This is a genomic window from Chromobacterium sp. LK11 (assembly GCF_001043705.1).
Classification (GTDB): Bacteria; Pseudomonadota; Gammaproteobacteria; order Burkholderiales; family Chromobacteriaceae; genus Chromobacterium; species Chromobacterium alkanivorans.
In genome coordinates this window covers 362,709-376,871 of the sequence record NZ_LDUR01000016.1, presented here as the reverse complement: position 1 = coordinate 376,871, position 14,163 = coordinate 362,709, and the positions used below count along the sequence as shown (strand labels likewise).

Annotated in this window: 13 protein-coding genes; 4 read left to right on the top strand and 9 right to left on the bottom strand. The window is 63.7% G+C overall.

What is annotated here, in order from left to right:
- Window positions 1-22: 22 nt before the first annotated feature.
- From VK98_RS12410 to VK98_RS12370, 9 genes are all read right to left on the bottom strand, one after another.
- Window positions 23-1,222, bottom strand: a complete 1,200-nt coding sequence (locus tag VK98_RS12410; RefSeq protein ID WP_048414313.1) for an acyl-CoA reductase — start codon at window positions 1,220-1,222, stop codon at window positions 23-25.
- The gene (locus VK98_RS12405) at window positions 1,215-2,309 is read right to left on the bottom strand and encodes an acyl-protein synthetase (protein WP_048414312.1); all 1,095 of its coding nucleotides are present in this window, start codon (window positions 2,307-2,309) and stop codon (window positions 1,215-1,217) included. The genes VK98_RS12410 and VK98_RS12405 overlap by 8 nt, the downstream gene beginning before the upstream one ends.
- Window positions 2,306-3,754 (bottom strand): AMP-binding protein, encoded by a 1,449-nt coding sequence (locus VK98_RS12400; protein WP_053077358.1) that lies wholly within the window; start codon window positions 3,752-3,754, stop codon window positions 2,306-2,308. The genes VK98_RS12405 and VK98_RS12400 overlap by 4 nt, the downstream gene beginning before the upstream one ends.
- A 40-nt stretch (window positions 3,755-3,794) precedes the next feature.
- On the bottom strand, window positions 3,795-4,907 hold the full coding sequence (locus tag VK98_RS12395; RefSeq protein ID WP_048414311.1) for a DegT/DnrJ/EryC1/StrS aminotransferase family protein: 1,113 nt from the start codon (window positions 4,905-4,907) through the stop codon (window positions 3,795-3,797).
- On the bottom strand, window positions 4,904-6,127 hold the full coding sequence (locus tag VK98_RS12390; RefSeq protein ID WP_048414310.1) for a class I SAM-dependent methyltransferase: 1,224 nt from the start codon (window positions 6,125-6,127) through the stop codon (window positions 4,904-4,906). Before VK98_RS12390 ends, VK98_RS12395 begins: the two co-directional genes overlap by 4 nt.
- On the bottom strand, window positions 6,124-6,675 hold the full coding sequence (locus VK98_RS12385; protein WP_048414309.1) for a dTDP-4-dehydrorhamnose 3,5-epimerase family protein: 552 nt from the start codon (window positions 6,673-6,675) through the stop codon (window positions 6,124-6,126). The genes VK98_RS12390 and VK98_RS12385 overlap by 4 nt, the downstream gene beginning before the upstream one ends.
- Window positions 6,675-7,751 carry a CDP-glucose 4,6-dehydratase gene (gene rfbG / locus VK98_RS12380; RefSeq protein ID WP_197083035.1) on the bottom strand — a complete coding sequence of 359 codons (1,077 nt, stop codon included), beginning with the start codon at window positions 7,749-7,751 and terminating at the stop codon, window positions 6,675-6,677. The genes VK98_RS12385 and rfbG overlap by 1 nt, the downstream gene beginning before the upstream one ends.
- The gene (rfbF, locus tag VK98_RS12375) at window positions 7,748-8,518 is read right to left on the bottom strand and encodes a glucose-1-phosphate cytidylyltransferase (RefSeq protein WP_048414308.1); all 771 of its coding nucleotides are present in this window, start codon (window positions 8,516-8,518) and stop codon (window positions 7,748-7,750) included. Before rfbF ends, rfbG begins: the two co-directional genes overlap by 4 nt.
- A 123-nt stretch (window positions 8,519-8,641) precedes the next feature.
- Window positions 8,642-9,373, bottom strand: coding sequence for an S-methyl-5'-thioinosine phosphorylase (locus VK98_RS12370; RefSeq protein ID WP_048414307.1), 732 nt, complete (start codon window positions 9,371-9,373; stop codon window positions 8,642-8,644).
- 295 nt (window positions 9,374-9,668) lie between these two features.
- On the opposite strand from VK98_RS12370, the gene VK98_RS12365 reads away from it, so the two are divergent.
- From VK98_RS12365 to VK98_RS12350, 4 genes are read left to right on the top strand one after another with little or no spacing between them, the layout of a single operon-like run.
- The gene (locus VK98_RS12365; protein ID WP_048414306.1) at window positions 9,669-10,304 is read left to right on the top strand and encodes a TetR/AcrR family transcriptional regulator; all 636 of its coding nucleotides are present in this window, start codon (window positions 9,669-9,671) and stop codon (window positions 10,302-10,304) included.
- Window positions 10,301-11,284 carry a secretion protein HlyD gene (gene hlyD, locus VK98_RS12360; RefSeq protein WP_048414305.1) on the top strand — a complete coding sequence of 328 codons (984 nt, stop codon included), beginning with the start codon at window positions 10,301-10,303 and terminating at the stop codon, window positions 11,282-11,284. Before VK98_RS12365 ends, hlyD begins: the two co-directional genes overlap by 4 nt.
- Window position 11,285: 1 nt before the next feature.
- On the top strand, window positions 11,286-13,025 hold the full coding sequence (locus VK98_RS12355) for an ATP-binding cassette domain-containing protein (protein WP_048414304.1): 1,740 nt from the start codon (window positions 11,286-11,288) through the stop codon (window positions 13,023-13,025).
- Window positions 13,022-14,158 carry an ABC transporter permease gene (locus VK98_RS12350; RefSeq protein WP_048414303.1) on the top strand — a complete coding sequence of 379 codons (1,137 nt, stop codon included), beginning with the start codon at window positions 13,022-13,024 and terminating at the stop codon, window positions 14,156-14,158. Before VK98_RS12355 ends, VK98_RS12350 begins: the two co-directional genes overlap by 4 nt.
- Window positions 14,159-14,163: the final 5 nt, after the last annotated feature.

Genomic DNA, 14,163 nt, shown 5'->3' with positions numbered 1-14,163 from the left:
TCGAAAGTTTAAAAGCCTTAGTTTACCGGTCGCTGATCACTCTAGATAGCGTGCCGACCAAGTCGTAACCGTCCCAAATCACACCGATATCCAACGCTTTGCCTACCGGCACCACCCGGTCGATACCGATCAAGCCTTCGGCAACGACAAACTGGATCAACTGCTGCCTATCCACACCAAAACAGCTCAGGGTTTGATAACGCTCGCCCACTATCCGCTTCAGGCAATTCAGATCGGCGCAGACATATTCAAAAAAGAAACCATAACGCCCTCGATGCATATCGATGCCTTCGGGCAACTCCGCCAAACGCACGCGATAAATATCGTTGGCATGCCTGCTTGAAGATGCGGCCGCGTCCAAACGAATGGCCGTGCGGCACAAATGCGTAAACTTCTCAACAGCGTGCAAGGCCGGCATTCTTCCCTTGCTCGCCAACAAACGCCGCATCGCCGGCCAGAAGCGAAGCATCGCCGCTTCCGCCTGCTCTTGGCTGCCCTGCCATAAAATCAGATGCGGCGACGAGCACGCGTTCTGATCCAGGAAAAACACATCGTTGTAAAACCCTTCGGTCAGCCCCGCCAGTTGCGTCTCGGACGCAGCCAGCACCGCCTCCGCCGCCATCACGCATAGCGAGTAACGGTCGGCAAACGCGACATCCACGCAACGCGCCTGCGTCGGTATCGCTCGCAAATGGGCGATGGTTTCGTCTCCGCCCCAAAGCACTCGCGCATGGCTGGCGCGGGACAGCGCCGCCGTCACCTCGTCGTTGCGCGGGTAGCGGATCAAGGCGTTCATCGCCGCGATGTTCGCGTGCTCCGGTAAGGAGAACAACCGCTCGATCTCCTCGCAAATCATCGCCACTTGCGGATGAGACGCGCCGGGCACGCGCACGATATTGGCGTTGCCGGCCAGCAAACCGAAGGCGAACGAGAACGCGAAATTGACCGGTACGTTCGACGGAGCGATATGCAGGACCAAGCCGCGGCCAAGTCTTTGCCCGGCAGCGCCAAACTCGCCGGCCAGCTGCCGCAGATTGGCTTTGCGGCACCAGAAGGCAAACGCGGCGATATCCGGATAAGGCCGCAGCTCCCGGCGCGCCAACAAAGCCTTGGAAAGAGCCGCCAAAAACGCGACGACGCTCGGCGAGTAAGGCGGCAGCGGCCGACTAACAATCCGCTCCGGGCTTGCGCCGGCCAGAATCTCTACGGGGATATCAGACATGCGCTTCATAAGCATAGGTATCACTGCAACCACGCGCCTCGGCCCGCGCCACTCGGCCGGCCACCCTGAAATACTTGCCCAGTCGCCCGCACGGACAGTCATCCTCTCCCAGTACGGCGCCCAGGTCCTCGGTCAGCAGCGCATGGCCGGGATAACTGCGCGGTGCAAGGGACAGGACTTCGATCAAGCCCTCCTCTCCCGTGCTCGCGAGACTGAAATCACCGGGTCGGCGGATCAAGACGTCGGAGTAAATGGAGGCATGCAAATGTCCATGCCCGCACTCCAGGAAAATGGACCCGGTCTGCTCGACCATGCCGTAATAATTGACCACCTGTTCCACGCCGGCGCACTCCTGAAGCGCGCGCCGGAAGTCCTCGTTGCCCACCGCTAGATCCTGCAACTTTTTCCAGCCGCCGCCATGCAGCACGATGCCGCCCGAGATAGCCAGCCGCTTGTTCATTTTCCGCAGCGGCAGCACCAGATGCTGCCAGATCATGAAGGTAAAACCGAAGATGAAGACAGGCTTCCCCGCATGCCCCTCCAGAAAGGCCTGCACAAGATCCAGGTCCAACTCCATCTTCTCATTCAGCGCGTAAGTCACATCCTGTCCAAACATGGAGAAACCCAGTATGCCGGCCCCACGCGCGGAAAACGCCGCCCGATCCCGCAACACGCTAGGCGAGTCGATCACCAGCATCGGCAGTCTTTTCTTGCCCAGCACCGTTCCCATCAATCGGGTCAGTATTCTGGTCTGCCATGCCGCAGTCTCCTTATCCAGATAAATGCGCGAAACTTGCTGGCCGGAGGTGCCCGACGAAGTCATGGTCTTGAATACCTGGCTGCGCTCCACGCTAAGCAAGTCAAACTCCTTGAACAAGCGGACAGGCAGAAACGGGATGTCCTCCAGCCCGCCGGCCGACGCGTCTTTCATGCCTTGCAATGCCAAGATCCGCGCGTATTCCGGACACTGATCCGCATGCCATTGCGTCAGTTCCCGCAAAGCCGCGGAGAGCGCCGCGGACTTAGCCGCCGCATCCAGCGAATACGCCCCCAGCTCCAGCCATGGCGAGAAATCCGGCGCGCTCATGCTTGAATCTCCCAAGCTTGCGGCGTCAATTCCGAATACTGGATCTTCCCCGAAGCATTGCGCGGCAAATTGCCAGCGGCCATCACCTTGACCGACTGCGGCGTCACCGTCAGATAGCGCGCCAGCATGATCTTGATCTCCTTGGCCAAGGCGGCGTCGCCCTGCGGCACATAAACCTCAAGCCTGTCGTCGGCGCCGGCGCAAGCGGCGACATGGCCGGCGTCCAGCAGATATTGCTCCACTTCCTGCAGATTGATGCGATGGCCGAACAGTTTCAAAAAGCGTTTCAAGCGCCCGACGATGTAGTAATCGCCATCGCCGTCCCTACGCGCGACGTCCCCGGTTCTCAGCACGCCCTTGCGCTCGTCGCCCAGGGCAAGATCCTTGAATCCGCTCGCATAGCCCATCGATACATTAGGCCCTTGGTACACGAGCTCCCCTTCCGCCTCCGCGCCTTCCAGCTTCCCGCCGTTCTCGTCCTCCAGCCAGAAGGCCCCGCCCGGCACCGCCGCGCCTATGCTGCCCGCCTTGAGCGCCGCCTTGTCCGCCGCCAGATAGGACATCCGGGCCGTGGCTTCGGTCTGGCCGTACATGGTGAAAAATCGCATGCCGCGGCTCTGACAATGCAATGCGAACTCGCGGCTGAGTTCAGGTGCCATCCGCCCGCCGGCCTGGGTAAGCGTGCGCAGGCAGGGCAACTCCATGCCGGTGAAGCGCAACTTTTTCAGCATCTCGTAATGGTAGGGCACACCGCCGAAGCTGCTCGCGCGCACGGCTTGCAGGAAGCTCCAAAACCCGCGCTCGAAAAAAGTCTTCCGGGTCACCGCAACCTTGCCGCCGGCCAAAGCATGGCTGTGCAGAATCGACAGCCCGTAGGTATAGCTGGGCGCCAGCGTGGTAATCGGCACTTCATCGGCGTCCAGCGCCAGATACTGGGCAATAGCCGTGGCGTTGCTCAACACATTCCGCCGCGACAAACGCACAAATTTGGGACTGCCGGTGCTGCCCGAGGTGCTCAGCAGCAGAGCCAGCTCGTCGTGAACGCGATAGTCGGCCTCCTCATGAGCGATCAGGCGGTAATCGCGGTAGGCGAACACGGCCTTGGCGCCGGGAAACTCGGCCAGCCTAGAAGCCGGCAACCAGATGAATGCGGGCCGATAAGCATCCAACAAAGGCTGCAGTTGCTGACTGGGCAAGTTGGCCGCCAGCATCAAGGGCACCGCGTCGACGCAGAGCAAATGGAAATAACCGGCCAAGCCGCCAATATCATTCTCGCAAAGGCAGAACACCAATCGCCGCGACAACTCGTTCGCCAACGATGGGCGGGCAAGCGTCAGCACTTCGGCGTATGAAACGACGTCGCCTTCCTCCGACTCGAACAGCGGACGCGCGGCATGCTGCGCAAACGCGCCAGTCAGGGTTTCAATCAGACTCTGCGTCGTCATCGCTCAGCCCATCCGCTCCTTGGCATGCCTCTTAATCCGCTCAACGGCTTCGCAGCACATGGCGCACCACGCCCGCGATGCGCTCGATGTCATCCTGCGTCATATCGTGGAAGCTGGGCAAATTGATCGCGCAGGCCGGCAAGGACCAGGCATTGCGGTTATCGGGTTTGGGCTCAAACATCGGCAAACCCGACAAAGGCCAAAAAAACACCCGCGCATCGGCGTTTTCCTCGGCGAACGCCGCCTGCAGCGCCTCGCGCGTGACCCCGGTCTCCGGCGCGAACACGGCGGTAGGCATCCAGGCGCCGTTAACGACGCCCTCCGGTTCCGGATTCATCCTCACGCCGGGAAGCGGCTCCAGCCGCTGACGATAAGCGTCGAATATCTCGCGCTTGCGCCGGATCAGCTCCTCGATGCGCTCCATCTGAGCGCAGCCCAGCGCGGCCTGAATATTCGACATCTTGTATTTGAAACCCACCATGTCCGGCCAGAACTGCTTGCTTTGCCCGCTGGCGCGGCCATGATTGCTGAGGGTCAGCACCTGCTGATAAAGCGCGGCGTCGTTGGTGACGAACATGCCGCCCTCGCCGGTGGTCAAGGTTTTGGTGCCATGAAAAGAAAATGCGCCAAACCGCCCCATCGAACCAGCCCGCTGGCCGCGATACTCGGAGCCGATCGCTTCCGCCGCGTCCTCGATGACGGGAATTCCGTAACGCTGCCCTATCGCCAGCAAAGCGTCCATATCGCAAACATTGCCGTATAGATGCACCGCCACGATGGCCTTGGTCCGCGGCGTGATCGCCGCCTCCACCTTGGCCGGGTCCACGCACCAGGAGTCTGACAGAACATCGACGAACACCGGCTGGGCGCCGAGATGAACAATGGGAGAGGCTGTCGCGATCCAATTGGTGTCGGCCAGAATCACCTCATCGCCGGGACCGATGCCCAGCGCGGCCATCCCCATGTGCAAGGCGCCGGTGCAACTGGAAGTCGCAATCGCGTACCCCACTCCTAGATGGCTCTTGAACGCCGTCTCGAACTTGACGATGTAGTCGTAACAGCGTTCGCCCCAGCCGTTGCGGGCGGCATCGGTCGCGTATTCGACCTCCAGCTCGGTGATGGACGGCTTGGTGTAATGGATACGCGGTTTCATCGAATCTCCAGCGCGGGAGCCGCGGTGGCGAAGCGGCCGCCCCACTCCCGGATATAGTGAAGCTGTTGCATGACCTCCGCGGCGATGTTCCAGGGCAGGATCAGCACAATGTCGGGTTTTTCCTGCGCCATTCTCGCCGGCGCGAAAACAGGCACATGGCTGCCCGGCAGGTATTTGCCCTGCTTCGACGGCGCGGCGTCGCAGACGAAAGGAAGAAGATCCGGCTTGACCCCTGCGTAGTTGAGCAGGGTATTGCCCTTGGCCGCGGCGCCGTAGGCGGCGACTTTCCGGCCTGCTCGCTTCTGTTCCAGCAGAAACGTCAGCAGGCCATCCTTCACCTCATCCACCCGCCGCTGGAAAGCGGAATAGACCGTCAGCCCCCGCAGCCCGGCCGCGTCCTCGGCGGCCGACACCTCCGCGATGGAAGGAGCGTCGACTCTCTCGTCGTCGGCGTGGCAGGCGAACACGCGCAGACTGCCGCCGTGGGTCGGCAGCTCTTCCACATCGAACACCCGCAGACCGGCGGCGGCCAAAATGCGAGAGACCGTATGCAGCGACAGGTAGGAAAAGTGCTCGTGATAGACCGTGTCGAACTGGACATGCTCGATCAGGCGCATCAGATGCGGAAACTCCAGCGTAATGCTTCCCCCGCGCTTGAGCGCCGCCTTCAGCCCGCGGCTGAAATCATTGATGTCAGGAATGTGGGCAAACACATTATTGCCGACGATCAGATCCGCTTGTTTTCCCTCCCGCGCCAAGCGCCGGCCCAGGCCTTCTCCGAAAAACTCGCGCAACACCGGAATGCCCAGCCGCTCCGCGGCCGCGGCGGTGCTGGCGGTCGGTTCGATGCCCAGACAAGGAATGCCGGCGGCCAGCACGTTCTTCAGCAAATAACCGTCATTGGCGGCGACCTCGATGACAAAACTGTCCGCGCCAAGCCCCAAGCGCCCAACCATCTCGTCGACATAGCGGGCCGCATGCGCCAGCCAACTGCTGGAAGTCGAGGAGAAATACGCGTAATCCTTGGAAAAAAGCAGATCCGCCTTGGCGTAATCCTCAGTCTGAACCAGCCAGCAATGGCCGCAGACTTTCAGCTTGAGCGGGAAATACGTTTCCGGCGCGCTCAGCTCCGCCTCGCTCAAATACGCATTGGACGGCGGCGCGAAGCCTAGATCGAGAAAGGTATGCTGCAACGGCTCTGCGCAGTGTCGGCAATTCATGGTGCAAGCCCGGTGAAATCAAAAGACAACAAGGGATGGTTTTGGTCGCGTTCGGAGAGATCGCGAACCGGCAGCGGCCAGCGGATGCCCACCCGCGGCTCATCGTAACGCACCCCCCCTTCGGCTGCGGGCTGATAGAGCGCCGTGTGCAGGTACAACAGTTCGCTGTCCGGCTCCAGCACCTGGAATCCATGCGCGCAGCCTTCGGGAATCACCAGCATGCGTCCCGTGTCGGGACTCAGCTCCTCGGCGTGCCAACGCAGAAAAGTGGGAGAGCCCGCGCGCAGATCCACCAGCACATCCCACACCCGGCCTCGAATGCAACGCACCATTTTCATCTCCGCATGCGGCGCGTGCTGGAAATGCATCCCTCGCACCGCGCCAAGCGCTCGGGTCCGCGAGTGATTGATCTGGACGATGCGCCGGCCACCCAGCAAATCAGTCAGTTCCTGCTCGCAAAACAAGCGGGAAAATGCGCCTCGGTGGTCGGCATAAGGCGTCGTCTCCGCAAGCGCAGCGCCATCTATGCCTGTTTGTCGAATCTGCATCAGGAAACCCAAACCGCGTTTGCCGCGCGAGCGGACTCGATATAGTTCGCGACTTGATCGAAGGTGATGACCTGACCGGAAGCATGGTGGCTCCGGTACCAGTCCGCCGTCATCTCCAGAGCTTGGTCCAAGCTCAGCACCGGGCACCAATTCAGACGGCTGCGGGACTTCGCGCAATCCAGGTACAGCAGCCCGGCTTCATGCGCGTGCTCCTCGGACGACACTTGCCAGTCCAATTGCGGCCAAAACCGCTGCAGCTTAGCCAATACGTCCGCCACGCTGCGGTTGGCCTCAGGCTGCGGGCCAAAATTCCAGGCCTCGGCCAGCGCCCTCTCGCCCTCAAGCAAACGCTGGCCAAGCAGCAGATAGCCGGACAAACACTCCAGAACGTGCTGCCATGGACGGGTGGAGCCCGGCGACCGGATGTGCAAAGCGGTTTCTTGCGTCACAGCGCGCACCAAGTCGGGAATCAATCGATCCGCCGACCAATCGCCTCCGCCGATGACATTGCCTGCGCGGGCCGTCGCCAACAGCGGCGCGTCATCGCACTGCCAGAAAGACTTCCGATAACTGTCCACCAACAGTTCGCAGGCCGCCTTGGAGGCGCTGTAAGGATCATGGCCGCCAAGCGCGTCCACCTCTCGATACCCCCACGACCATTCGCGGTTGGCGTAGACCTTGTCGGTTGTCGCAACCACCACGGCGCGCACGCTGGAGGTTTGCCGACACGCATCGAGAACATGAGCGGTTCCCATCACATTGCTGGACCAATTCTCCAGCGGATCGCGATAGGAACGCCTCACCAGAGCCTGGGCCGCCAGATGGAACACCATCTCCGGCTGCGCTTGGTCGAAGGCCGCGCGCACCGCCGCGGAATCGCGAATATCCACACGCAGATCCCGTACCGGGCACGCCAGCAGATCCCAATGATTGGGGCTCCCCTCCGGGTCCAAAGCCAGGCAGGTGACATCGGCCCCCAGACGCGTCAGCCAGGCGGCCAGCCAACTGCCCTTGAAGCCGGTATGACCGGTCAACAGCACCCTGCGGCCGCGATAGCGATCGCCAAACAGTCTCACGACCACACCTTCCACGGAGGATTGCCGTCCGCCCACAGTTTTTCCAGCTGATTCTTGTCGCGCAGCGTATCCATCGCTTGCCAGAAGCCTTTATGCCGATAGGACATCAGCTGCCCCTCCTTGGCCAAACGCACCAGAGGCTCCGCCTCCCAGCTGGTCTGATCATCCTCGATGTAATCGAATACCTGAGGTTCCAATACGAAAAAACCGCCGTTGATCCAAGCCCCGTCGCCAGCTGGCTTTTCCTGAAAACCGCTCACCGTTTCGCCCTTGATTTTGAGGGCGCCATAACGGCCGGGCGGTTGAATGGCGGTCACCGTGGCCGCCTTGCCGTGCGAGCGATGAAACTCAATCAACGCTTTGATATCGATATCGGCAACCCCGTCGCCATAGGTAAAACAAAATGGCTGATGGTTCAAATGCTCCCTAACCCGCTTAAGACGCCCGCCGGTCAGAGTATCCTCGCCCGTGTTGACCAGAGTCACTCGCCAAGGCTCGACATAACGCTGATGCACCTCGATTTCATTGTTGGACATATCGATGGTCACATCAGACATATGCAAGAAGTAGTTGGCAAAATACTCCTTGATGATGTAGCCCTTGTAGCCGCAGCAAATCACGAACTCGTTCACGTCATAATGCGAATAAGTTTTCATGATGTGCCATAAAATGGGCTTGCCGCCGATTTCAATCATCGGCTTAGGCTTCAAATAAGATTCTTCGGATATCCGAGTGCCGAGCCCGCCTGCAAGTATCACCGCTTTCACATTTGCTCCCATTTATTATTTTCGCAAAATGAAACACACGCTTTGCAATGCGGCGCTCCCGGCAACAAGCCTTCGCCCCCTGCTCCAAGCGAAAATATTCTTCGACCGCCTCTGCGGTTTAAGCTACTTCGAGCAACAAAACGCCGCCAGCGCAGCCATCACGCCCTCGGTGCCCCGCGCGCCGGTCTCCGGATTAAACTCCACCGTCGCCGCGCCGCCCTTGCCGGCCGCCCAATTGCTGACCAGGCACAGGTGCGCGTAAGGCAGGTTCATCTCCCGCGCCAAAGCCGCTTCCGGCATGCCGGTCATGCCCACTATATCGGCGCCATCCCGCTCCAACTTCAATATTTCCGCGGCGCTTTCCAAGCGCGGCCCCTGGGTGCAGGCGTAAACGCCGCCCACCACGCCGCTGTGGCCGCTGTCCGCCATCGCGCGGATCAGCCGCTGACGCAGCGCGTCGTCATAAGGAGCGGAGAATTCGGCGTGCACCACCGGACGGTCCAGACCTTCAAAGAACGTGTGCTTGCGGCCCCAGCTGTAATCGATGATGTTGTCCGGCACCACCAGGCGGCCCGGCGGCATGTCGGGGCGGATGCCGCCCACGGTGCCGATGGCCACCACGCCTTTCACGCCCTGATCGTGCAGCGCCCAGATATTGGCGCGGTAATTGATTTCATGCGGCGCCAGCGAATGGCCGTAGCCGTGGCGCGCGATGAACACCACGTTCTGACCGCTCAGGCGGCCGAAGGTCAGCGCGCAGGACGGGTCGCCATACGGGGTGCGCACAACTTGACGATGGGTGACTTCCAGTACGGGCAGCTGGGCCAGGCCGCTGCCGCCGATGATGGCCAACATTATGTGTCCCCTTTGATAATGGTGCGACGGATCGCTGTTTTCACCGTAACCTGGGCTGAAGACGCCCGGCGCGGCTGCGGGATTCTTGGTGGCGGCTTGCGCCGCCGCTCCAATTATGGCCGATTATTTTCCGCCGGCACATGCCGCCGCGCGGTGAATTTGCCCGCGGCGACAAGGCTTGCGGCCGCCGCTTTTTAAAACAAGCACTTGGCGTTCCCGCCAGGATTTCCAACAATTTATACAACCGTACAAATTTAGCTTGCATGAACTTATACGCTCGTATAAAAATAACGATATGAAACCCAACAACGCGACTAGACAGCAATTGCTGGACTGCGGACTGGCCATGGCCAAGGAGGCCGGCCTACGCGCGATCACCGTGCGCGGCCTGTGCCAGCGCGCCGACGTCAACCCCGGCAGCTTCGTCTACCACTTCGGCAGCCGCGACCGCTACCTGGCCGAGTTGCTGGAAAACTGGTACGCGCCGCTGTTCCGGCAAATGCAAGCGCGCTTGCAGCAACAAGCATCGGCCCTGCCGCGGCTGCAGACCCTGTTGCGCCAGCTGCTGGGATTCGTCGCCGAGCACGGCGGCCTCGTCGCCCACATGCTGCTGGACGCCGCCGCCGGCGAAGCCGCCGCGCAGGCCTTCCTGTCCACGCTGGCGCCGCGCCATCCCAAGCTGCTGCTGCAAAGCATTGTCGACGCGCAGCAGGCCGGCGAGCTGGAGCGAGGCGATCCCTTGCACCAGGCCCTGTTCCTGATGTCCGCGCTGGGCCTGCCGGCGCTGGCTCAGCACATCATCGCCGGCAAACCATTGCTGCCCGACCTGATCCAGCAGGCTTTCAACACCTACGCCATCGATCCGCGCCACATCGAGCAACGCCTGCAATGGGCGCTGCGCGGTCTGCGCCCATTGGAGCCACAGCCATGAAGCGTCCCCCTCTGCTCATCGGCCTCGTCGTCGTCACCCTGCTCGCCGGCGGCGGCTACGCCTGGCGGCAGCGGCAATTAGCCCAAGAACGTCTGAGCCTGTCCGGCAACGTCGACATCCGCGAAGTCAGCCTATCCTTCCGGGTGGCGGGCCGCTTGCACAGCCTGAACGTGGACGAGGGCGCCGCCGTGCGCGCCGGCGACATGCTGGGCGAACTGGACTCCGCCCCTTACCGCAACGCCTTGCGCGACGCCGACGCCGGCCTGGCCGCCGCCCAGGCGCGGCAGTCGCTGTACCGCGCCGGCCCGCGCCGCGAGGACATCGAGCAGGCGCAGGCCAATCTGGACGCGCGCCGCGCCGCGCAGCTCAACGCCGAGCAGACTTACCAACGCCAGCGCCAGTTGGCCGACACCGGCGCCTCCGCCCAGCGCGCGCTGGACGAGGCTCGCGCGCAGCGCGACCAGACCCTCGCGCAGGCCGAAGCGGCGCGCCAGCAGTGGCAGGCGCTCAAGCGCGGCTACCGCAAGGAGGAAGTCGCCGAGGCCGACGCCAACGCCGAGCGCGCGGCCGCGCAACAGGCCCAGGCCAAGCTGCAGCTGGCCGACACCCGGCTGCTGGCCCCGGCCGACGGCGTCATTCTCACCCGCGCGGTCGAACCCGGCGGCATGCTGCCCGCCGGCGGCGCGGTGTTCACCTTGTCGCTGACCCGGCCGGTATGGGTGCGCGCCTACGTCGCCGAGCCCGATCTGGGCAAGATGGCGCCCGGAACCAAGGTCAAGGTCCGCAGCGACGGTCGCGCCCAACCTTACGACGGCGTGGTCGGCTTCGTTTCCCCCAGCGCCGAATTCACCCCCAAGAACGTGGAAACCCAGGATCTGCGCACCGCGCTGGTCTACCGGCTGCGCGTGGTGGTGCGAAACCCGGACGCCGCCTTGCGCCAGGGCATGCCGGTGACGGTAACGCTGGCGGACGGTGACTGAGATGGACGCGCCGGACGCCATCATCCTCCGCGGCCTCTGCCAGCGCTTCGGCGCGCACGAGGCGCTGGCCGGCGTCGACGCGACGATACGCCGCGGCGCGATCACCGGCCTGGCCGGGCCGGACGGCGCCGGCAAGACCACGCTGCTGCGGCTGCTGGCCGGCCTGCTGCAAGCCAGCGCCGGCGCCATCCGCATCGAGGGCCTGGACCCGATCGCCGACGGCGACGCGCTGCGCGCGCTGATCGGCTATATGCCGCAGCAATTCGGTCTGTACGAAGACCTGACGGTGCAGGAGAACCTGGAGCTGTACGCCGATCTGCGCGGCGTCGTCGGCGAGCGCCGCCGACACAGCTTCGAGCGCCTGCTGGCCTTCACCGACCTCGCCCGCTTCACCGCGCGGCCGGCCGGCAAGCTGTCCGGCGGCATGAAGCAGAAGCTGGGCCTGGCCTGCGCGTTGCTGGGCGAGCCGCGGGTCTTGCTGCTGGACGAGCCCAGCGTCGGCGTCGATCCGATTTCCCGCCGCGAGTTGTGGAAGATGGTGGGCGAGCTGGCCGCGGACGGTATGACCGTGCTGTGGAGCACCTCCTATCTGGACGAAGCCGAGCGCTGCGACCAAGTGCTGCTGATGAACGCCGGACAGCTGGCTTACGCCGGCGCGCCCGGCGAGCTGATCCGCCGCATGGAAGGCCGTAGCGTGCAGTTGCGCGGCATCGCCGGCAACCGCCGCCAGACGCTGCGGCGCGCCTTGCGCCAGCCGCAAGTGCTGGACGGCGTGATCCAGGGCCAGGCGCTGCGGCTGGTGCTGCGCCAGGCCGGCCAGCCGCCTGAGCTGGCGGCGCTGCAAGCCGGGCCGGACGCCCATTTCGCCGTTGTTCCGCCGCGGCTGGAGGACGCCTTCATCGAACTGCTGGGCGGCGGCCCCGGCGGCGATTCGGCGCTGGCGGAACGGATGCCGCCGGCGCAGCTGCCGGCCGGCGTGGACCCTGACGCGGTGATCCGCGCCAAACAGCTCACCCGCCGCTTCGGCGACTTCGTCGCCGCCGACAATATCGACTTCCAGGTGCGGCGCGGCGAGATCTACGGCCTGCTCGGCCCCAACGGCGCCGGCAAATCCACCACCTTCAAAATGCTGTGCGGCCTGCTGCGCCCCAGCGCCGGCGAGGCCAGCGTGATGGGCATAGACCTGAAGCGCAGCGCCAGCCGCGCGCGCCGGCAGCTGGGCTATATGGCGCAGAAATTCGCGCTCTACGGCAACCTCAGCGTCGCCCACAATCTGGACTTCTTCTCCGGCATCTACGGCTTGAGCGGCCAGGCGCGGCGCGACACCGTCGCGGAGATGGTCCGCGTGTTCGCGCTCGCGCCCTATCTGGACATGCTCGCCGGCGCGCTGCCCCTGGGCTTCAAACAGCGGCTGGCGCTGGCCTGCGCGCTGATGCACCGCCCGCCGCTGCTGTTTCTCGACGAACCCACCTCCGGCGTCGACCCCATCACCCGCCGCGAATTCTGGACCCACATCAACGGCCTGGTGGACAAGGGCGTCACCGTGATGGTCACCACCCACTTCATGGACGAAGCCGAATACTGCGACCGCATCGGCCTGGTCTACCGCGGCCGGCTGATCGCCAGCGGCACGCCGGACCAACTCAAGCGCCAGGCCGCCGGCCCGGAAGAGGAGATCGCGATGGAAGAAGCCTTCATCCGCCTGGTGGCGGCCAACGACCGCGCCGGAGCAGGAATATGAGCGCCGCCGTCAAGCCCGCCCGCCTGCTGGCGCTGTGCCGCAAGGAGGCCATGCAGATCGTGCGCGACCCCAGCAGCATTCTGATCGCCTTCGTGCTGCCGGTGCTGCTGCTGTTCATCTTCGGCTACGGCATCAATCTGGACGCCAACAAGGTGCGCATCGGCGTGGTGCTGGAAGACAACGGCGCAGAAGCCCACCGCTTCGCCGCCGCGCTGGCCGGCTCGCCCTATCTGGAGGTCCGCCCCGGCCATGACCGCGCCGACATGCGCGCGCGGCTGGCCGCCGGCGAAGTGCGCGGCATGGTGGTGATTCCCGCCGATTTTTCCGCCAAGACCGCGCAGGGACGCGGCGCGGCCGCGGCGCAGCTGCTGACCGACGGCGCCGAGCCCAATACCGCCAACTTCCTGGCCAGCTATCTGCAAGGGGCCTGGCAAGTCTGGCTGACCCAGCGCGCGCAGGACCGCGGCCAGCAGCCGCCGGCCCAGCTGCAACTGGAGCCGCGCTACTGGTTCAACCCCGACACCGTCAGCCGCAACTACCTGGTGCCCGGCTCAATCTCGGTGATCATGACCATCATCGGCGCGCTGCTGACCTCGCTGGTGGTGGCGCGCGAATGGGAGCGCGGCACCATGGAGGCGCTGCTGTCCACCCCAGTGACCCGCGCCGAACTGCTCTTGTCCAAAATTCTGCCCTACTACCTGCTGGGCATGGCCGCTATGCTGGTCTGCGTGCTAGCGGCCACCTTGCTGATGAACGTGCCGCTGCGCGGCTCCTGGTGGCTGCTGTTCATCGTCAGCAGCCTGTTCCTCGGCAGCGCGCTCGGCCTGGGCCTGCTGCTCTCCACCGTCACCCGCAACCAGTTCGTCGCCGCCCAGGGCGCGCTCACCGCCGCCTTCCTGCCGGCCACCATGCTGTCCGGCTTCGTTTTCGAAATCAACAGCATGCCGCCTCCGGTGCAGGCCGCCACCTATCTGGTGCCGGCGCGCTACTTCGTCAGCGCGCTGCAAACCCTGTTCCAGGCCGGCGACATCTGGCCGGTGCTGCTGCTCAACACCGGCTGGCTGCTGCTGTCCGCCTGCTTCTGGCTGGGGCTGACCGCGCTCAAATTCCGCCGCCGGCTGGACGCGAGCTAGGAGGA

What these genes read in the sequence shown, in the direction of transcription:
- VK98_RS12405 (WP_048414312.1), bottom strand. Translation starts at nt 2,309, where the DNA reads ATGAGCGCGCCGGATTTCTCGCCATGGCTGGAGCTGGGGGCGTATTCG.
- VK98_RS12385 (WP_048414309.1), bottom strand. Translation starts at nt 6,675, where the DNA reads ATGCAGATTCGACAAACAGGCATAGATGGCGCTGCGCTTGCGGAGACG.
- VK98_RS12350 (WP_048414303.1), top strand. Translation starts at nt 13,022, where the DNA reads ATGAGCGCCGCCGTCAAGCCCGCCCGCCTGCTGGCGCTGTGCCGCAAG.
- VK98_RS12355 (WP_048414304.1), top strand. Translation starts at nt 11,286, where the DNA reads ATGGACGCGCCGGACGCCATCATCCTCCGCGGCCTCTGCCAGCGCTTC.
- VK98_RS12365 (WP_048414306.1), top strand. Translation starts at nt 9,669, where the DNA reads ATGAAACCCAACAACGCGACTAGACAGCAATTGCTGGACTGCGGACTG.
- VK98_RS12370 (WP_048414307.1), bottom strand. Translation starts at nt 9,373, where the DNA reads ATGTTGGCCATCATCGGCGGCAGCGGCCTGGCCCAGCTGCCCGTACTG.
- VK98_RS12395 (WP_048414311.1), bottom strand. Translation starts at nt 4,907, where the DNA reads ATGAAACCGCGTATCCATTACACCAAGCCGTCCATCACCGAGCTGGAG.
- VK98_RS12390 (WP_048414310.1), bottom strand. Translation starts at nt 6,127, where the DNA reads ATGAATTGCCGACACTGCGCAGAGCCGTTGCAGCATACCTTTCTCGAT.
- hlyD (WP_048414305.1), top strand. Translation starts at nt 10,301, where the DNA reads ATGAAGCGTCCCCCTCTGCTCATCGGCCTCGTCGTCGTCACCCTGCTC.
- VK98_RS12400 (WP_053077358.1), bottom strand. Translation starts at nt 3,754, where the DNA reads ATGACGACGCAGAGTCTGATTGAAACCCTGACTGGCGCGTTTGCGCAG.
- VK98_RS12410 (WP_048414313.1), bottom strand. Translation starts at nt 1,222, where the DNA reads ATGTCTGATATCCCCGTAGAGATTCTGGCCGGCGCAAGCCCGGAGCGG.